The sequence below is a fragment of the Bradyrhizobium sp. BR 10289 genome, assembly GCF_019455385.1.
In the GTDB taxonomy this organism is placed as follows: Bacteria; Pseudomonadota; Alphaproteobacteria; order Rhizobiales; family Xanthobacteraceae; genus Bradyrhizobium.
On record NZ_JACOFR010000020.1, the window covers coordinates 95289 to 112129 of the forward strand.

Consider the following 16841-nt stretch of genomic DNA (forward strand, 5'->3'; position numbering starts at 1 on the left):
GCCTTTGCCCACCCTACCAGAGCTACGAAGCTGCCCGCTTCTTTGCATTCAACGCGGACGCTACTCGACTGACCGGCGGCTTGCCCAGCACGCCGCTCATCGCGTTCGTCGCCGCGAGCAGCTTCTCCATGTCGACACCGGTCCTGACGCCCATGCCTTCGAGCATGTAGACGACATCCTCGGTGGCGACATTGCCGGTCGCGCCCGGCGCGTAGGGACAGCCGCCGAGACCGCCGGCGGCGGCATCGATGACGCGCACGCCCTCTTCCATCCCGGCATAGAGGTTGGCGAGAGCCTGCCCATACGTATCGTGAAAATGCATCGCGAGCTTTGCAGGCGGGATGTTGGCGCTGACGGCGCGCAGCATCTCCTTCGCCTTATCGGGCGTGCCGACGCCGATGGTGTCGCCAAGCGAGATCTCGTAGCAGCCGAGATCGAATAGCGTGCTCGCAAGATCGGCAACGGCCTTCGGCTTGATCTCACCGTCGAACGGGCAGCCAAGCACGCAGGAGATATAGCCGCGTACCGGCACGCCGTCAGCCTTGGCGCGCGCCAGCACCGGCTTGAACCGCTCGATGGACTCCGCGACCGTGCAGTTGATGTTGGCGCGTGAAAAGCCCTCCGAGGCCGCCGCGAACACGGAGACGACCTTTGCGCCGGCGGCGCGCGCGGCGTCATAACCCTTCTCGTTCGGCACCAGCACGTGGAATTCGGCCCCCTCGATGTGGCTCACGCCGCGCAGCACGGCGTCCGAACTCGCCATCTGCGGGATGGCCTTCGGGGACACGAAGGCGCCGACCTCGACCGTATCGAGGCCGGCCCCGACCAAGGCCTCGATGAAGGCGATGCGCGCCTCGACGCTGACCGGCGTCTTCTCGTTCTGAAGGCCGTCGCGCGGCCCCATCTCGATGATGCGGACGGGATCGCTCATGTCACTCCCCGGAAGCCTCGACCACGGCAAGCTCGACGCCCTCCTGGACGATGTCGCCGACCTTGCACCTGATCGATTTCAGCACGCCGGCATAAGGCGCCCGCAGCGTCTGCTCCATCTTCATCACCTCCAGCGTGAGGATCGGCGCGCCCTTCTCGAGCTTGGCGCCCTCCTCCGCCAGCACGGCGACGACCGTGCCCGGCAAGGGCGCCGCGATCTTGTCGGCGCCGGTCTGCTCCTCGGCCTCGCCGCCGAACGGATCCACCCAGTGCAGGTCAAAGCGCCCGTTGCGTGTGCGCAGGTACAGCTCGTGGCCGGTGATCACCGCCGCGACAGTCGATTTGACGCCGTCGAGCGTCAGGTCGAAGCCGCCGTCTTTCGGCACAAACGCGAAGGCCAGCTCGCGCTCGGCGATCAGCAGCGTCGACGGCCCGCTGCCGTAGTTCAGCACGATCTTCTGCTCCGGTCCGTGGCCGACGCGGAACGCGAAGCTGCGCTGGCGGCGGCCGACCGGCTGCCAGCCAAAGGTGTGCCAGGGTGAATTTGCCTCCGTCTGCGCCGCCTGCCGCTCGTCATTGACGATCGCGGCAACAGCAGCGCAAAGCTCGAGCTCACCGGGCGCCGGCGCGGCCGAGGTCAGCACCGCCAGCTCGCGCTCGATGAAACCGGTGTCGATCGCATTCGCCCGTACCTTCGGATGCGTGATCAGCGCCGACAGGAACGGGATATTGGAGACGATGCCGCGGACGTCGGACTCCTCCAGCCCGCGATTGAGCCGGTCGATCGCAACATCCCGCGTCGGCGCCCAGGCAATCATCTTCGCCAGCATCGCGTCGTAATAGGGCGAGACCGTATCGCCCTCGCGATAGCCGGCATCGATGCGCAAGCCGCCAGTCTCCGCCGGCAGCCGCCAGGTCGAGATCCTGCCGACCGACGGCATGAAATTCCTCGTCGGGTTTTCCGCGTAGACGCGCGCTTCGACGGCATGGCCATTGAGCTTGATCTCGTCCTGTTTCAGCGGCAGTGCCTCGCCGAAGGCGACGCGCAGCTGCCATTCGACGAGGTCGACGCCCGTGATCAGCTCGGTCACGGGATGCTCGACCTGGAGGCGCGTGTTCATCTCGATGAAGAACACGTCCTTGCCGTCGGACACGAACTCGATGGTGCCGGCGCCCACATAATTCACGGCTCCGGCCGCCTTACGCGCCGCGGCACAGACGGTCTCGCGCTGGGCGGCGTTGAGCGTCGGCGACGGCGCCTCCTCGATCACCTTCTGGTGCCGGCGCTGCAGGGTGCATTCACGCTCGAACAGCGACAACAGGTTGCCGTGGCTGTCGCCGATGATCTGCACCTCGATATGCCGGGGATTGTCGACGTATTTCTCGATCAGCATGCGGTCGTCGCCGAACGCGGCCTTGGCCTCGCGCTTGGCACTGACGATCGCGGGCCCAAGCTCGTCCGCGGATCGCACCACGCGCATGCCGCGGCCGCCACCGCCGGCGGAGGCCTTCACCAGCACCGGAAAGCCGACCTTCTCGGCTGCCTTCGCCAGCGTCGCGTCGTCCTGCGCCTCGCCGTGATAGCCCGGCACCAGCGGCACGCCGGCCTTTTCCATCAGCGCTTTCGAGCCGGACTTCGAGCCCATCGCGTTCATCATCGCGGCGGTCGGGCCGACGAAGACGAGGCCTGCGTCGTAACAGGCCTGCGCGAACTCCGCGTTCTCCGACAGAAAGCCGTAGCCGGGATGCACGGCCTCGGCACCCGTCTTCTTAGCGGCCTCGATCAGCCGCTCTACATTCAGATAGCTGTCGCGGGCGCGCGCCGGCCCGAGCAGCACGGCCTCGTCCGCGAGCGCGACATGCATCGCGTCACCATCGGCCTCGGAACAGACCGCGACGGTACGCAGGCCCATGGCGCGGGCGGTGCGGATGACACGGCAGGCGATCTCGCCGCGGTTGGCGATCAGGAGGGTGCGAAAACGGCGGTAGAGTTTTGTACGGTCCATCGCATCACATCCTGAACAGGCCGAACTTCGTCGGCTCGATCGGCGCATTCGACGCCGCCGAGAGGCCGAGGCCGAGCACGAGGCGCGTGTCGGCGGGGTCGATCACGCCGTCGTCCCACAGGCGTGCGGTCGCGTAATATGGGTGGCCCTGGCTCTCATATTGGTCGCGGATCGGCTTGCGGAATTTATCCTCTTCCTCTTTCGACCAGCTGTCGCCCCTGGCCTCGATATTGTCGCGGCGGACCTGGCTCAGCACCATCGAGGCCTGCTCGCCGCCCATCACCGAGATGCGCGCATTCGGCCACATCCACAGGAAGCGCGGCGAATAGGCACGACCGCACATGCCGTAATTGCCGGCGCCATAGGAGCCGCCGATCACGACAGTGAATTTCGGCACCGAGGCGGTCGCCACGGCCGTCACCAGTTTCGCACCATCGCGCGCAATGCCGCCCGCCTCGTATTTCTTGCCGACCATGAAGCCGGTGATGTTCTGCAAGAACACCAGCGGAATGCCGCGCTGGCAGCACAGCTCGATGAAATGCGCGCCCTTCAGCGAGCTCTCGCTGAACAGAATGCCGTTATTGGCGATGATGCCGACCGGATAGCCCCAGATATGGGCGAAGCCGCACACCAGCGTCGTGCCGTAGAGTTTCTTGAACTCGTCGAATTCCGAGCCGTCAACCACGCGCGCAATGATGTCGCGCACGTCAAAGGGCTTGCGGCCGTCGACCGGCACAACGCCGTAGATCTCCTCCGCCGCGAACAGCGGATCGCGCGGCGGATGCATGTTGAGGTTCGACCGCGTGGAGGGCTTCAGCGTGCCGACGATGCGGCGGGCGATGCCGATCGCGTGGGCGTCGTTCTGCGCATAGTGATCGGTCACGCCCGATTGGCGCGAATGCACGTCAGCGCCGCCGAGCTCCTCGGCGGTCACGACCTCGCCGGTCGCGGCCTTCACCAGCGGCGGGCCGCCCAGGAAGATGGTGCCTTGATTACGCACGATAATGCTCTCGTCCGACATTGCGGGGACATAGGCGCCGCCGGCGGTGCAGGAGCCCATCACGATCGCGATCTGCGGGATTCCTTGCGAAGACATCTGCGCCTGGTTGTAGAAGATGCGGCCGAAATGGCGCTCGTCCGGGAAGATCTCGTCCTGCATTGGCAGGAAGGCGCCGCCGGAATCGACCATGTAGACGCAAGGAAGATTGTTCTGCCGCGCCACGTCCTGCGCGCGCAGATGCTTTTTCACGGTCATGGGGTAATAGGTGCCGCCCTTGATGGTGGCGTCGTTGGCGACAACAACGCATTCGCGGCCCGCAATGCGCCCGATGCCGGTGACGACGCTCGCCGAATGCACATCGCCGCCATAGAGGCCGTAGGCCGCGAGCGGCGACAGCTCCAGGAACGAGGTGCCGGGATCGACCAGCAGGTCGACGCGCTGGCGCGCCAGCATCTTGCCGCGCGAGGTGTGGCGGTTGCGGGAGGCCTCGCCGCCGCCGCCGGCGACCTGGGCAAGCTTTTCGCGCAGATCCGCGACGAGCGCGCGCATGGCGTCGGCATTGCGCGCAAAATCAGACGATGATGGGTCGATGCTGGAATGAAGCGGCATTGAGGTCCCGCGTTTCTGGTGACGTGGTTACGTGATGGCTTAAGCGGTTTCCGACATCAGCTCACGGCCGATCAGCATGCGGCGCACTTCCGACGTGCCCGCCCCGATCTCATAGAGCTTGGCGTCGCGCCAGAGCCGGCCGACCGGGAATTCGGAGGTGTAGCCGACGCCGCCGAGCGCCTGGATCGCCTCGCCGGCCATCCAGGTCGCCTTTTCCGCGGAATAGAGGATCGCAGCCGCCGCATCCTTGCGTAAGCTGCGGGCGTGGTCGGCACGATCGCAGGCGCGCCCGACCGCGTAGACATAGGCGCGCGTGGCCTGCCAGGTCGCGTACATGTCGGCGAGCTTGCCCTGCATCAGCTGAAAGTCGCCGATCGGCTGGCCGAACTGCTTGCGCTCGTGCATGTAGGGCACCACCGCGTCCATGCAGGCCGCCATGATGCCGAGCGGCCCGCCCGACAGCACCGCGCGCTCGTAGTCGAGGCCAGACATCAGCACCTTGACGCCCTCGCCGACCTTGCCCATCACGTTCTCCTCGGGCACCTCGCACTCGTCGAAGAACAGCGGATAGGTGTTGGAGCCGCGCATCCCGAGCTTGTCGAGATGCTGGCCGTGGGTGAAGCCCTTGAAACCTTTCTCGATCAGGAACGCGGTCATGCCGCGCGGGCCGGCCTCCGGATCGGTCTTGGCGTAGACCACCAGCACGTCGGCATCGCCGCCATTGGTGATCCACATCTTGGAGCCGTTCAGCACATAGCGGTCGCCGCGCTTGTCGGCGCGCAGCTTCATCGAGACGACGTCGGAGCCGGCGCCGGGCTCGGACATCGCGAGCGCGCCGACATACTCGCCGGAGATCAGCTTTGGCAGATAGCGCTGGCGCTGGGCGTCATTGCCGTTGCGGCGGATCTGGTTGACGCAGAGGTTGGAATGGGCACCGTAGGACAGAGCGACGGCCGCGGACCCGCGCGAAATCTCCTCCATGGCGACGATATGGGCGAGATAACCCATGTTGGAGCCGCCATATTGCTCCGGCGCAGTCATGCCGAGCAGGCCGAGATCGCCAAAGCGCTTCCAGAGGTCCGCCGGGAACAGATTGGCCTTCTCGATCTCGGCCGCGCGCGGGGCGACCTCCGCCTCCACGAAGGCGCGGATCGTGTCGCGCAGCATGCCGATGTCTTCGCCCAGATCGAAGTCGATGCTCGGGATGTTCAAGGCGATTCCTCCATCTTTTGGGCTCCGAACCTAGCGCGGTCGCGGCCCTCTTGCAGTCGAAAAGGTTGCATTTTCCGCCAAACTTGGCGAGGATTTCCGGAAGGGAAACCAATGCCTTTCCAGATCGCAACCGCGCTCCCGCGCCGCGCAATGACCCCCGCCGCCTTCGTCCGCGGCGTGGTGGCGGCCTATGCGCGATACGGCCGCGATCCCCAGGAGGCGCTGAGCCGGGGCCAGGTCGCGATGGACCTTGTCAATTCTCCGGACGGTCGGATCACGGCCGCCCAGTTCGAAGCCCTGGCGGGCCACGCCATGCGCGAGCTCGACGACGAGGCACTCGGCTGGTTCTCGCGCCGGCTGCCATGGGGCAGTTACGGCATGCTGTGCCGCGCCTCGATCACCGCCCCGACGCTCGAAGTCGCGCTGAAACGCTGGTGCCGGCATCACCGCCTGCTCACCGAGGACGTGCGGCTCGATCTCGCGCTCGGTGAGGAGACCGCGACCGTGTCGATCCGCGAGCTGCGCGACCTCGGGCCGTTACGCGAATTCTGTTTGGTCACCCTGCTCCGCTACGTGCTCGGCTTCTCCTGCTGGGCGGTGGATTCCAGGATCGCGCTGCGCAGCGCCGAATTCCCCCATTCCGAGCCCGGCCACGTCTCGGTCTACCCGACCATCTTTTGCCGCAACCTGCGCTTCGATGCGGACCATGCGTCGATCACCTTCGATAAGCATTATCTGTCGCTGCCGCTGACGCGCAGCCCGGCCGATCTCGACAGCATGCTCAAGGGCGCGTTGCGGCTGACCGTGCTGCCCTACCGGCGCGACCGGCTGCTGGTCGAGCGCGTCCGCCGGGTGCTGCGCGAGGCGCGCGGGCGCAGTCTCGGCGCGGAGGACGTCGCAAGCGAGCTCGCACTTTCAACGCGCACCATGCACCGGCGCCTGCGCGAGGAAGCGACCTCGCTGCGCGATCTCAAGGAAGAGGCCAAGTTCGAGCTGGCCAAACAGGAGCTGATGCGCGGCCGCACCCCGATCAAGCGCATCGCGGAGATCGCCGGCTTCCGCAACGAGAAGAGTTTCTCCCGCGCCTTCCGCAGTTGGACCGGCGCCTCCCCGCGCGAATTTCGCGGCCGCTATCGGTAAAGCCGGCAAAGAAGTTGGCCCTATCCTGCCGACGCCACCGCATCTTCCCGCAACGGCAACGGCACGTCCTTGGCGACCCCAAGCACCGGGAAGCTGCGGACGTTCTTCACGTTGGGCATGGCGGCGAAATGCAGAAGCTGCTGGCGCATGCTCTCGACGCTCGGCCCAACGCACTTCAGGAGATAATCGGTGTCGCCCGAAATTCGCCAGCACTGCTGGATCCGCGGGATCGCTGCGATCGAGCTCTCGAACGCCTCAAGCACCGGCTGGGCCTGGCTGCCGAGCTGGATCGAGACGAACGACACCACCTCATAGCCGAGCAGCCGCTCGTCGATGATGGCCCGCACCGCCCGGATCACCCCGCGGCTGAACAGCGATTTCAGCCGACGCAGGCAGTTCGGCGCGGACACGCCGACGCGCAGCGCCAGCTCGTTGTTGCGGATGCGCCCGTCCTGCTGGAGCTCGGAGAGAATTTTCAGATCGACGCCGTCGAGCTGGTCACGCCCGGCCATTCCCCACCCCGTCATGGTCGTGTCATGCGGGCCAGCGAAGCACGCGGCGAAATCGGTGCCAAGGGCTCAGTGCCAAGGGCTTAGAGAGCTGGTGCCTCCCAGCGTCGTGGCCGGGCTTGTCCCGGCACCACGAGTTCGGCGTGGGTGGCCGCCCCTCAATGCGTCCAGGGCTCGCCGCGGCGGAACGAGAAATTATCGGCATAGGCGACCGGACGGCGGATCGAATCCTGGGGCTCGATCACCTGGTAGACGATGCCCTTGCGCTCGCAATAGGCCACGGCTTCTTCCTTGCTGTGGAAGCGCAGCGTGATCTGCTGCTTCATGTCGCCGGACGAGGTCCAGCCCATCAGCGGCTCGACCGAGCGCGGCTGCTCCGGCTCGTAGTCGAGCTGCCATTCTTCGGTCTTGGACCGGCCGGATTGCATCGCGTTCTTGGCGGGCTTGAAAATGCGTGCGGTCATGGGTGGTCCGGGCCTCGTCTTTTCGTTCGAATTCGATGCGTCACGGTAGCAGTTGGAGCAAACCGCGGGCATAGTATAGAGACACCTTTCGGGAACTGATCGGTGATTCCGGGCCCCCGGATGCTTCGTCGACGGGTATAGTCATTATGCTGCACCGTGACAATTGCGTACCCGCCATCCGCCCGGGGATCCTGCCCGGCGCCCCGCCTCGCCGCCCCTGAATGGTCCGTCTCCTTCGAAAGCCCACCTCGCATGGCCTTCCTGAACGTCAGCGCAACGCTCCCCGAGAAAGGCCGCGACCTCAGGCTCGACCTGTTTCGCGGCGTCGCCAACTGGGCGATCTTCCTCGACCACATCCCTGACAACGTCGTGAACTGGATCACGACGCGCAATTACGGCTTCTCGGACGCCGCCGACCTGTTCGTCTTCATCTCCGGCTACACCGCCTCCTTCGTCTATGCGCGGATGATGCTCGAGCGCGGCTTCATCGTCGGCGCCACCCGCCTGACCAAGCGGGTCTGGCAGCTCTATGTCGCCCACATCATCCTGTTCGTGATCTACATCGCCTCGATCAGCTATCTGGCGCTGCGCTTCGGCGATTCCGAGATGATCAACGAGTTCAACGTCGCCGGCCTCGTCGACAACGCCACCGAGACGCTGCGCCAGGGCCTGTTCCTGCGCTTCAAGCCGCTCAATCTCGACGTGCTGCCGCTCTACATCGTGCTGATGGGCCTGTTCCCGCCGGTGCTGTGGTTCATGCTGCGCAAGCCCGATCTGACCATGGCGCTGTCGATCGTGCTGTGGCTCGCCGCGCGCCATTACGGCCTGAACCTGACCGCCTATCCGGCCGGCCAGTGGTACTTCAACCCCTATGCCTGGCAGGTGCTGTTCGTGTTCGGCGCCTGGTGCGCGATGGGCGGGGCGCGGCGCTCGATGACACTGATCAATTCGCCCGTCACGCTGTGGGTCTGCCTCGCCTATCTCGCCTTCGCGCTGGTCATGACCATGGCCGGGCGCTTCCCGACGCTCGGCGGCATGTTCCCGGAATGGCTATTCTCAGCCTTCAATCCCAACGACAAGACCAACCTCGCGCCGTACCGCTTCATCCATTTCGTCGTGATCGTGATCCTGGTAATCCGCTTCGTGCCGAAGGAGTGGCCGGGTCTCGAGTGGAAGATCTTCGATCCGCTCATCGTCTGCGGGCAGCAGTCGCTTGCGGTGTTCTGCGTCGGCGTGTTCCTGTCTTTCGTCGGCCATTTCGAGCTGTCGATGAGCTCGGGCTCGCTGTTCGCGCAGCTCTTCGTCAGCATCGCCGGCATCGCGATCATGACGACGGTGGCCTATTACATCTCCTGGTCGAAGAAGCAGGACAAGCCGCTGAAGCCGCCGCCGGCCAAGCCGGCCGCAAGCGCGCCTGCCAAAGCCGCTTGAACGAGGCTGCTCCGCCGGGCGTTCCGACGCGGTTTGCTGCTCGAGCACGCCCGGATTGACCTGCGTCAACCAAGGCCGGCCGCGGCCGACCTAGTGTCGCCGCGACTCGCGTTGCCTCATGGGCGTTCGCGACTAATTCCCGGACAAGGTCAAAACAGATGCCCTCCCATTTCCATGCCGTGGTCTGGATCGACCACTCACAGGCCCGAATCTTCCATCTCGGCTTGAGCGGATCCGATGAAATCACGCTGCATCCGCACTTGGCGACCCGCCATCTTCATCACAAGGCCAACGCGATCGGGAGCGGCAATGCTGCGCCCGACAAGGCCTTCTACGGCGAAGTCACCAAAGCTCTCGCCGATGCCGGCGAAGTCCTGATCATCGGTCCGGCGAGCGCGAAAGCCGAGCTCGTCACTTACATCCGTGCGCATGCACCCGAGACGGCCAAGCGGATTGCCGCCGTGGAAGCGGCCGACCATCCATCCGACAACGAAATCGTCGCCTACGCGAAACGTCACTTCAAAATGCCGCTTCCGCGCATCCAGGCACCTGGATCGGCGACCGGCGAGCGGCACTCGAGTTGAGACCGAAGGCGGCCCTCAGGCCGCCTCGGTGTCGTACTCGGTGAACTTCTTGTAGATCCAGTCCCGGCCATCGTGGCGGCGCCAGACCTTGCCGACCACGAACTGCCCGTTGATCGAGCGGCGCGGCACGATCACGGTCCAGAGGTGCCAGATCTCGGTCCAGTTCGATGTCGGACTGACGGTCTTGACGTTGCGATCGAAAGACATGACGCAGAACTCACAGGATATGAGCGCCGCGACGAACTGTGCTCATGTGCGAGCACGGAATTCAGGCAGCCCATCGCGAACCGGCGCCGATCTGATAACGATCACGAAGGCGGCTGCAACAACCGCTCGCCCTTAACCTAACCGGTCAACCTTACTTCTCACATGCAGGCCGCCGGACCGGTTGAAGACCGGCGCCAATTTCTCTAGGGTGCACGCGCGATTGAAAGCGAGTGCGCCGCTTTCGACGCGTCGCAATTTTGAACTGACGTTGATTTCAAAGAACTGGATTTGAAAAAGACTTACTGACCGGGGCGACCATCAATGAATTTGCAATATGCATGTTTGCGCCTGGCGGTGCGATCGAAGCCGCCTGCTCCGCTGATCAGGACGTCCCTCCAGGAGCCGCCGAAGCCCGCCAACGACAACCAGGTGGCGTGGCCGTTCATTCCGTTTCCGCCCGGCTGGCACGCATCGAGCTGACCGGCGGATCCGAGACATCGGGCCTCAAAAGCGCAACGCCGCGCAAGCGGAATATCATCGCTTGGCGGCGTCCGTTTAGGTATTGGGCGCTGAAATCCCCAACACTCATATGTCGATGGCGACAGCCAAAGGTTCGATGAATCTTTGCGAATTCTGCGCCGGTCGAACGGCGTCAATGCCTTGAAACATCGCGCAGAAGTGGCGTCATGCGGGGAATGAGCGCCAAGGCTTTGGCGGCGCTCCGGTCGGGTTCACGCGAACGTCCCGGGACGCAATAGGCCGCCTGTCCGCTCCGCCATGCTGCTAGACGCCGGCGCTCGCACTGGCGCTGGAAGCGATCTGGCCATTGGTGCCGAGTGAGCCCTGCGCGTTGTAGGTCTGCCCCGCCTGGCTGCCCTGGCTGCCTTGGCTGCTTTGCGCGCTCCCCGACTTCTCTACCTCCGTCGTGCCGTCGGAATAGGTGATCGTCGTGGTGGTGATGCCGTCGACCGTGATGGAGACCTCGCTGACGACGGTCTTGGCCGAGCCACTACCGCCCGAGCCCGAGCTGCCGCCCGCCGACTGCGAGGACGATGTCGCCGACGTCGAGGACGTTGCCGATGTCGAGGACGTTGACGACGTCGCTGATGTCGCGGACGACGACGAGCTGGCGGACAATGCGGGGGTTGTCGCCGCCGCACTGGTTGACGCAATCGCACTGATCGACATGAAGACCTCGCCTGAAGGAGCCAAGGGGCGCAGCGACGGTTGCGCGCCCCATTCTCCCCTTCAACGCCTCAGGCCTGCAAAGCAGGCGGGGACCGGCGTGGAAATTCGATTGCCGGATATTTCCGCGTCCCGGCCATCTCCGATCACATCAATAGTGGTAGTTCACACCGATCGTCGCAGCATGGATCGTGTCCTTGAGATGGGCCACGGTGATGCTGTCGGCAGGACTGATCAGCTGGATCGGACCCTTGGTGCCGAAGTCGTGGTAATTGTATTCGACATTGGCCGACCAGTTTTGCGCAAACGCCCACTCTACGCCGACGCCCAATGTCCAGCCGGTCCGCATCACCGACGCGCTGGGATCGCTTGCAGAACCCGTGGCCGGATGGATATAGGCATCATCGACCTTCTCGTGCGTCCAGGCGACGCCGCCCCGCGCATAGAACAGCCAGCCGGGGCCATAGGCATAGCCGACGCGTCCGGTGATCGAGGCCAGAAAATCGTTCTTGAGACCGAACTGCGACGGCGCTGCGATGTTGCCGAGCGCGGGAAATCTGACGCTGCTGCCGTGATGGCTCGACAAGCTCGTTCCTGCGGCGCGGCCTTCGGCACCTACGACCCAGTTGGATGCGAATTGATGGTCGCAGCCGATCTGTCCGCCGCCGACGATTCCGGCCGCGCCGAAATCGACGGTCCCGCCGGCGCTGTTGATCGTGCGATCGTCGCTCGCGGCGCCGCCGAGATGGACGCCGGCATAGCAGCCGGTCCAGTTGAAGGTGACCGGAGGTGCAACAGACGCTAGCGCATAATCAGCAGCTGACACCGTCGTCGCAGACAAAGCGACAATCGCCGCACTGCATAGAGCTCTTAACATGTCCTGACATCCCCCGTTGCACGCGCGCGGACATTGGCACGCGAGGCTGACGCGGAGGTTGTGTGCGGGACAGGATGTCGCGGGAGTGGTCTGGCGGCGATGATGACGGAACGGCGTGAGAACCGCGTGTCGGAATCGCGTCAGAATCGCAGGTGGAAAGTGCAGGAGAATCAACGTCGGGACTGGTCGGGGCAGCTGGATTCGAACCAACGACCTGCAGTACCCAAAACTGCCGCGCTACCAGGCTGCGCTATACCCCGAATGTCCGGCGAGCCCCGTCGATACACGCTTCCAAAGGCGCCAGCAAGCTCCTCCAGCTCGCCGGAAAACCTTCCAAAAGGTCGACGAAAGGGCCGTGTTCCGGCCAAACCGGCTTATTTGCTGCCGAACAGCGGGTGGCCGACGCGGTCGCCGGGGCGGATACCGTATTTCTGCGCCGTGCCCGCCACCACCTCGAGGACGGCCCGCGCCGGCCCCTTGGACGAGATGATCTTGGTCGACATCGGCTCGGTATTTTCCGCGATGCGCAGGATACGGCCGTCGGCACGGATGAAGATCATGTCGAGCGAGACATAGGTGTTCTTCATCCACATCGACACCTCCTGCTCGGGATTGAAGTCGAACAGCATGCCTTTGCCGTCCGCGAGCTCCTTCCGGTACATCAGGCCGGTCTGCTTCTCCTCCTCCGTGGTCGCGATCTCCACCGAAAACACCTGCACGCCGTTTTTCGTGACGATCTCGAGCGGCTGGAAGTTGGCGGCGCCGACGGGCGCGCTGGCAACGGTCAGGCCGGCAATGACGAGGACGGCGGCAAGCCAGCTCCGGGCAAAGCACCAGGCGGCCGATCGATTGAAATCCATTGGGGGCACTCGAGGCGTGGGAACGAAACAGTCCTACGCGGCGACTGCCGGAAAAGCCAGTGGCGCGCTGGCTGGCCGGCGCGCCACTGCTCACGATTGCGGGATTTGGAGAGCCGCTAGTGCGACTGCAGGCCCGGCGATCCGGTCTCGGGATGGATCTCGGCTGCCATCATGCCCTTGGAGCCCGGCCCGAAGCGGACCAGCACATACTGGCCGGGGCGCAGCTCGGTCATGCCGAAGCGGCGCAGGGTCTCCATGTGCACGAAGATGTCGGGGGTGCCCTCGCCGCAGGTCAGGAAGCCGAAGCCGCGCAGCCGGTTGAACCATTTGACCTGGGCCCGCTCCAGCCCGCTGGTCGGGGTGACCGTGACGTGGGTGCGCGGCGGCAGCATCTGGGCCGGATGGATCGCGGTCGACTCGTCCATCGAGACCACGCGGAAGGCCTGGTACCCCTTGGCGCGCTGGATGCACTCGACGACGATGCGGGCCCCCTCGTACGCGGTCTGGAAGCCGTCGCGCCTAAGCACGGTAACGTGCAGGAGCACGTCGGGCCAGCCATTGTCGGGAACGATGAAGCCGTAGCCCTTTGAGGCGTCGAACCATTTGATGACGCCGTGAACCTCGACGAGGTTGGCGCTGCCCTCCCCCAGCCCGGTGAAGGGACTGAGCGCGCTATCGCGACCGCCGCCGTGTTCGCCGACTGCGGGAACTCCGACCTTCTTGGACTCAAATCCGTCCGACGACCCCATAACCCCGGACCCCACACTGCCATGCAACCCGCCACATTGGCGGCGCTCGAATCACGCGTCTTAAGAGAATGTTCTCACTTCGACGCGACGCGAATCTTTCGACTCAAAAGATAACACTCCCGGTTGCGAGGCATAGACAAAAAAGAGATTCGTCGGAACCTATGAACAGCTTGCACAGCCGCGAATCAAATTAACGCCTCAATTGCCGACAAAGGGTCCGAGCGTTTCGCCGATGTCGTGGCGGATGACGAGATCGGCGATGTCGTCCTGCTCGGTCGGCTCGCGATTGATGATCACCAAACGTGCACCTGCGTTCTTCGCCATCATCGGAAATCCCGCCGCGGGCCACACCACGAGCGAGGAACCGATCGCGATGAAGAGGTCGCAATGCTGCGACAGCTCGGTTGCGCGCTGCATTTCCTCCTCCGGCATCATCTGACCGAATGAAATCGTCGCAGTCTTCACCGGCTCGTCGCACACAGTGCAGTTCGGCGCGGCGCCGTCTGCGTCGAAGCGGCGCTTCACCCAGTCGAGCGGATAGGCCTGCCCACATCCGATGCACTTCGCGTAAGTTGTATTCCCATGAAGTTCAATTACGTGCTCGGCGGCAAAGCCCGAGGCTTGGTGCAGATTGTCGATGTTCTGGGTGATGATCGCTGGAATCTTGCCGGCGCGGTAGAGCGATGCCAGCGCGCGATGGCCGCGGCCGGGCTTTGCCGCCGCAAATACCTCCTCCATCGCAAAGCGGCGGCGCCAGGATTCGTCGCGCGCTTCCTGGCTGGCGACGAACTCGCCGAACTCGATCGGCCGGTAGCGCGTCCAAATTCCACCCGGCGAGCGGAAGTCAGGGATGCCGCATTCGGTCGAGATGCCGGCGCCGGTGAACGGCACGATCGTCCTGGCTTCCGCGATCATGTCGCCGAGACGCTCGACGCCGCTGCGCAGATCCGATGCAATCATGGGCGGCCTCCCGATCTGAATCGCGCGCTAGCTGCGTCGCGCGCAAGCGGCAAGATTGTTGACGCTCTTATCCACCGCCACGAGAATGCGAAGCAAGACAATGTCGGCAATTTTTTCCGATCTTCGCTTATCACAATCCTGCAATGCCTCCTCCCCATTGACGCCCCAATCAGAAGCGCCAATGCATGTGTTGACGCGACTCAACGTGATTGCGGCGGCAGTGCTTGAGTTCAAATGTGGACACATACTCAGGTGTAGAGGGGATTTGAGATGACCGAAGACGAGGAACGCAAGATCCGCGAACGCGAAGAGATCGCCGCCCGTGTCGCCGCTTTTCGTGCGACGCAGGAAAAATTCAAGCGCGAGCGCGAAGAGTATTTCGTGTCGACACTGGACAATGCCCGCAAGGTGGAACGGCCCTCGCTCTGGCCGTAAGACAGGTCCGATCGGCCCGCACGAAAAAAGCCCGGAGCAACGCTCCGGGCTTTTCGTTTGGCCAATGCTTACCAGTGACGGTAGTAATGGTGCCGGTAGTACGGCCCGCCACCGTAATAAGCGTAGGGCCCGGGTCCGTAATAATAGCCGGGGCCGTCATAGTAGCCGTAGCCCGGGCCGTAATAGCCGTACGGATGCGACGCGGCGATCGCGCCCGCCGTGATCGCGCCGGCAGCAAGGCCAAATGCCAGGCCCGGGCCGATGCCGCGACCGCGCGCCTCGGCCGGCGCAGGTGCCGCAACCGCGGTCACGCCGACGGCGGCGATTGTGGCCAGAACAGCGAGTGTCTTCTTCATGACTCTCCTCCTTCACATCTGGCGAGACAACGCCCCTCGCCTGCGATGGTTGCGCGCGGAATGGAACCGCAGGCCTTCAAAAAAAGTCACGGGTCGATGGAACGAAAGCGCGCCGGCCGGATTGGACTTGCGAGTGCGGAGCCTCCGCTATCCGGTAGAGGTGACAGCACGCAAAGCCCCGCCAGCATCCTCCGCGATGCTGGCGGGGTTTTCAGTTTCGCCAAAGCAAATGGCAGCAAGCATCGATGGCTGCCAACGGGGCGGAAGACGCGAGGAGGAAAGATTGCCGATATCCGCTCTGCTGGCACGAATCCGCCGGCTCGTGCCCAAATCTGACGATGCGCATTACGACGAGATCGTTCGCAATTTTGGTGTCGGCGCGCTGCGCCCGCCGCCGACGCCGATGAGCGATGGCGAGCTGGCGCAGGCCATCGCCGAGTTCCTCAAGGAGGCGCCGTCGAGCAACTCCGTCGCCGCCCTCGGCCGCCGGCTCGATCCCTCCTCGCCGCTGTGACGCCGCGGCCTGCAATCAGATGGGAACTCTCCGACGCTCCGGAACGGCTGCCGCGCACGCACGTTGAATGCGTCCGTGATGCAAGGAAGACGTGCAAGGAAGATCCGCGATGCCTGCCTGGCTCGAAGTTCTGCTCAACCTGTCCGGCTATGCCGGCTTCGTCGCGCTCGCGAGCCGTGGCGCGTCGCAAGCTGATGAGTCCGCGGCCAGTCGGATCTGCGGCGAGGAGTCTTAATTGGCGTGCGGCGCCTGGCCGGCCGTGCGAACCAGCCGGTCCGCCTTGACCGCGACACGCGTGTCCTCTGCTTGCGGCCGCAGCGAGAAGCTGATCACCACGAAAGCGAGACAGAAAAGCGTGCCGACCACGGCGACCCGCCGGTAGGTGTGGCGATCGCCTTGGTAAAAGGACAGTTCTGAAAAAGGTGTCATGGCAAAAGCTGCTTCTTGGCAAAGTCGTTCTTGTCGTTGCAAGAACACCTACGCCAGGCGGCAGCCCGCGCAACACGATTGGGCTTTTAACCTAACCGAATAGGGTTAGCGGCTTCCGTGCAGGCTTTGGTTAGGAATTTGGATCCCGGCGCGCCGCTTCGGCATGCCGCGAAAGCTGAGGCTGCGATGGCCGGCGTGATACGGCGGTGACGGCGTTCGCCGGCCGGCTTTGTTCCAGCTTCGCCCGCCTTTCGTTCCAAAAGAACGAATCGGAATCGACGAAATCGGCGCGGCGCATCTGTTAACAAATCATTTGCATGCAAACGAAGGCGGAGATCGGACCACGCGCGTGATCACATCGCACCGTCGGAGCGCGATCGTCGC

At 64.3% G+C, this 16841-nt stretch carries 20 protein-coding genes and 1 tRNA gene; 6 read left to right on the plus strand and 15 right to left on the minus strand.

What is annotated here, in order from left to right; translation table 11 throughout:
• Nucleotides 1-22 precede the first annotated feature (22 nt).
• Genes HYH08_RS27500 through HYH08_RS27515 form a run of 4 tightly spaced genes read right to left on the minus strand, consistent with a single transcriptional unit; the run spans nucleotide 23 to nucleotide 5757 of the window.
• On the minus strand, nucleotides 23-931 hold the full coding sequence (locus tag HYH08_RS27500) for a hydroxymethylglutaryl-CoA lyase (RefSeq protein ID WP_220012957.1): 909 nt from the start codon (nucleotides 929-931) through the stop codon (nucleotides 23-25).
• A 1-nt stretch (nucleotide 932) separates the two neighbouring features.
• Nucleotides 933-2936 carry an acetyl-CoA carboxylase biotin carboxylase subunit gene (locus HYH08_RS27505; protein ID WP_220012958.1) on the minus strand — a complete coding sequence of 668 codons (2004 nt, stop codon included), beginning with the start codon at nucleotides 2934-2936 and terminating at the stop codon, nucleotides 933-935.
• Nucleotides 2937-2940: 4 nt separating this feature from the next.
• Nucleotides 2941-4545 (minus strand): carboxyl transferase domain-containing protein, encoded by a 1605-nt coding sequence (locus HYH08_RS27510; RefSeq protein WP_220012959.1) that lies wholly within the window; start codon nucleotides 4543-4545, stop codon nucleotides 2941-2943.
• A gap of 39 nt (nucleotides 4546-4584) precedes the next feature.
• Nucleotides 4585-5757, minus strand: coding sequence for an isovaleryl-CoA dehydrogenase (locus tag HYH08_RS27515; RefSeq protein ID WP_220012960.1), 1173 nt, complete (start codon nucleotides 5755-5757; stop codon nucleotides 4585-4587).
• Between the two features lie 111 nt (nucleotides 5758-5868).
• Here HYH08_RS27515 and HYH08_RS27520 point away from each other — a divergent pair, with 111 nt between their 5' ends.
• On the plus strand, nucleotides 5869-6897 hold the full coding sequence (locus HYH08_RS27520) for an AraC family transcriptional regulator (RefSeq protein WP_220012961.1): 1029 nt from the start codon (nucleotides 5869-5871) through the stop codon (nucleotides 6895-6897).
• Between the two features lie 20 nt (nucleotides 6898-6917).
• On the opposite strand, the gene HYH08_RS27525 is transcribed toward HYH08_RS27520, so the two are convergent.
• Entirely contained in the window at nucleotides 6918-7409 is a 492-nt protein-coding gene (locus tag HYH08_RS27525; protein ID WP_220012962.1) for an Lrp/AsnC family transcriptional regulator, read from the minus strand.
• Nucleotides 7410-7564: 155 nt separating this feature from the next.
• Nucleotides 7565-7870 (minus strand): ETC complex I subunit, encoded by a 306-nt coding sequence (locus tag HYH08_RS27530; protein ID WP_220012963.1) that lies wholly within the window; start codon nucleotides 7868-7870, stop codon nucleotides 7565-7567.
• 252 nt (nucleotides 7871-8122) lie between these two features.
• On the opposite strand from HYH08_RS27530, the gene HYH08_RS27535 reads away from it, so the two are divergent.
• On the plus strand, nucleotides 8123-9301 hold the full coding sequence (locus HYH08_RS27535; RefSeq protein ID WP_220012964.1) for an OpgC domain-containing protein: 1179 nt from the start codon (nucleotides 8123-8125) through the stop codon (nucleotides 9299-9301).
• Between the two features lie 158 nt (nucleotides 9302-9459).
• The gene (locus HYH08_RS27540) at nucleotides 9460-9885 is read left to right on the plus strand and encodes a translational machinery protein (protein WP_220012965.1); all 426 of its coding nucleotides are present in this window, start codon (nucleotides 9460-9462) and stop codon (nucleotides 9883-9885) included.
• 15 nt (nucleotides 9886-9900) lie between these two features.
• Here the strand turns inward: HYH08_RS27540 and HYH08_RS27545 are convergent, their stop codons facing one another.
• The 7 genes from HYH08_RS27545 to HYH08_RS27575 all read right to left on the minus strand — a co-directional run bounded on the left by HYH08_RS27545 (nucleotide 9901) and on the right by HYH08_RS27575 (nucleotide 14723).
• Nucleotides 9901-10092, minus strand: coding sequence for a hypothetical protein (locus HYH08_RS27545; protein WP_220012966.1), 192 nt, complete (start codon nucleotides 10090-10092; stop codon nucleotides 9901-9903).
• A gap of 783 nt (nucleotides 10093-10875) precedes the next feature.
• On the minus strand, nucleotides 10876-11280 hold the full coding sequence (locus HYH08_RS27550; protein ID WP_220012967.1) for a hypothetical protein: 405 nt from the start codon (nucleotides 11278-11280) through the stop codon (nucleotides 10876-10878).
• Nucleotides 11281-11428: 148 nt separating this feature from the next.
• Nucleotides 11429-12154, minus strand: a complete 726-nt coding sequence (locus HYH08_RS27555) for an outer membrane protein (RefSeq protein WP_220012968.1) — start codon at nucleotides 12152-12154, stop codon at nucleotides 11429-11431.
• Nucleotides 12155-12337: 183 nt separating this feature from the next.
• Nucleotides 12338-12414 (minus strand) — tRNA-Pro (locus HYH08_RS27560).
• A gap of 114 nt (nucleotides 12415-12528) precedes the next feature.
• Nucleotides 12529-13014: a DUF192 domain-containing protein gene (locus HYH08_RS27565; RefSeq protein WP_220012969.1), complete on the minus strand. Its 486-nt coding sequence runs from the start codon at nucleotides 13012-13014 to the stop codon at nucleotides 12529-12531.
• A 116-nt stretch (nucleotides 13015-13130) separates the two neighbouring features.
• The gene (locus HYH08_RS27570; protein ID WP_220012970.1) at nucleotides 13131-13763 is read right to left on the minus strand and encodes a cold-shock protein; all 633 of its coding nucleotides are present in this window, start codon (nucleotides 13761-13763) and stop codon (nucleotides 13131-13133) included.
• Between the two features lie 198 nt (nucleotides 13764-13961).
• Nucleotides 13962-14723, minus strand: coding sequence for an SIR2 family NAD-dependent protein deacylase (locus tag HYH08_RS27575; protein ID WP_220012971.1), 762 nt, complete (start codon nucleotides 14721-14723; stop codon nucleotides 13962-13964).
• 270 nt (nucleotides 14724-14993) lie between these two features.
• Between HYH08_RS27575 and HYH08_RS27580 the strand changes: the two genes are divergently transcribed.
• Nucleotides 14994-15158 carry a hypothetical protein gene (locus HYH08_RS27580; protein ID WP_220012972.1) on the plus strand — a complete coding sequence of 55 codons (165 nt, stop codon included), beginning with the start codon at nucleotides 14994-14996 and terminating at the stop codon, nucleotides 15156-15158.
• Nucleotides 15159-15226: 68 nt separating this feature from the next.
• On the opposite strand, the gene HYH08_RS27585 is transcribed toward HYH08_RS27580, so the two are convergent.
• Complete coding sequence (locus tag HYH08_RS27585) at nucleotides 15227-15514, minus strand: hypothetical protein (RefSeq protein ID WP_220012973.1); 288 nt, start codon at nucleotides 15512-15514, stop codon at nucleotides 15227-15229.
• Between the two features lie 283 nt (nucleotides 15515-15797).
• On the opposite strand from HYH08_RS27585, the gene HYH08_RS27590 reads away from it, so the two are divergent.
• Both HYH08_RS27590 and HYH08_RS37720 read left to right on the plus strand, forming a co-directional pair.
• The gene (locus HYH08_RS27590; protein WP_220012974.1) at nucleotides 15798-16028 is read left to right on the plus strand and encodes a hypothetical protein; all 231 of its coding nucleotides are present in this window, start codon (nucleotides 15798-15800) and stop codon (nucleotides 16026-16028) included.
• 109 nt (nucleotides 16029-16137) lie between these two features.
• The gene (locus HYH08_RS37720) at nucleotides 16138-16263 is read left to right on the plus strand and encodes a hypothetical protein (RefSeq protein ID WP_283844171.1); all 126 of its coding nucleotides are present in this window, start codon (nucleotides 16138-16140) and stop codon (nucleotides 16261-16263) included.
• Here HYH08_RS37720 and HYH08_RS27595 read toward each other — a convergent pair.
• Nucleotides 16260-16457, minus strand: a complete 198-nt coding sequence (locus tag HYH08_RS27595; protein ID WP_220012975.1) for a hypothetical protein — start codon at nucleotides 16455-16457, stop codon at nucleotides 16260-16262. The two genes, HYH08_RS37720 and HYH08_RS27595, sit on opposite strands and share 4 nt — an antisense overlap.
• Nucleotides 16458-16841 lie beyond the last annotated feature (384 nt).

Excerpts from the sequence above, each read along its gene's own strand:
- HYH08_RS27565 (WP_220012969.1), bottom strand. The coding sequence starts at position 13,014 with ATGGATTTCAATCGATCGGCCGCCTGGTGCTTTGCCCGGAGCTGGCTT.
- HYH08_RS27545 (WP_220012966.1), bottom strand. The coding sequence starts at position 10,092 with ATGTCTTTCGATCGCAACGTCAAGACCGTCAGTCCGACATCGAACTGG.
- HYH08_RS27510 (WP_220012959.1), bottom strand. The coding sequence starts at position 4,545 with ATGCCGCTTCATTCCAGCATCGACCCATCATCGTCTGATTTTGCGCGC.
- HYH08_RS27550 (WP_220012967.1), bottom strand. The coding sequence starts at position 11,280 with ATGTCGATCAGTGCGATTGCGTCAACCAGTGCGGCGGCGACAACCCCC.
- HYH08_RS27580 (WP_220012972.1), top strand. The coding sequence starts at position 14,994 with ATGACCGAAGACGAGGAACGCAAGATCCGCGAACGCGAAGAGATCGCC.
- HYH08_RS27505 (WP_220012958.1), bottom strand. The coding sequence starts at position 2,936 with ATGGACCGTACAAAACTCTACCGCCGTTTTCGCACCCTCCTGATCGCC.
- HYH08_RS27555 (WP_220012968.1), bottom strand. The coding sequence starts at position 12,154 with ATGTTAAGAGCTCTATGCAGTGCGGCGATTGTCGCTTTGTCTGCGACG.
- HYH08_RS27520 (WP_220012961.1), top strand. The coding sequence starts at position 5,869 with ATGCCTTTCCAGATCGCAACCGCGCTCCCGCGCCGCGCAATGACCCCC.
- HYH08_RS27595 (WP_220012975.1), bottom strand. The coding sequence starts at position 16,457 with ATGACACCTTTTTCAGAACTGTCCTTTTACCAAGGCGATCGCCACACC.
- HYH08_RS37720 (WP_283844171.1), top strand. The coding sequence starts at position 16,138 with ATGCCTGCCTGGCTCGAAGTTCTGCTCAACCTGTCCGGCTATGCCGGC.
- HYH08_RS27500 (WP_220012957.1), bottom strand. The coding sequence starts at position 931 with ATGAGCGATCCCGTCCGCATCATCGAGATGGGGCCGCGCGACGGCCTT.
- HYH08_RS27570 (WP_220012970.1), bottom strand. The coding sequence starts at position 13,763 with ATGGGGTCGTCGGACGGATTTGAGTCCAAGAAGGTCGGAGTTCCCGCA.
- HYH08_RS27540 (WP_220012965.1), top strand. The coding sequence starts at position 9,460 with ATGCCCTCCCATTTCCATGCCGTGGTCTGGATCGACCACTCACAGGCC.
- HYH08_RS27575 (WP_220012971.1), bottom strand. The coding sequence starts at position 14,723 with ATGATTGCATCGGATCTGCGCAGCGGCGTCGAGCGTCTCGGCGACATG.
- HYH08_RS27525 (WP_220012962.1), bottom strand. The coding sequence starts at position 7,409 with ATGGCCGGGCGTGACCAGCTCGACGGCGTCGATCTGAAAATTCTCTCC.
- HYH08_RS27585 (WP_220012973.1), bottom strand. The coding sequence starts at position 15,514 with ATGAAGAAGACACTCGCTGTTCTGGCCACAATCGCCGCCGTCGGCGTG.
- HYH08_RS27530 (WP_220012963.1), bottom strand. The coding sequence starts at position 7,870 with ATGACCGCACGCATTTTCAAGCCCGCCAAGAACGCGATGCAATCCGGC.
- HYH08_RS27535 (WP_220012964.1), top strand. The coding sequence starts at position 8,123 with ATGGCCTTCCTGAACGTCAGCGCAACGCTCCCCGAGAAAGGCCGCGAC.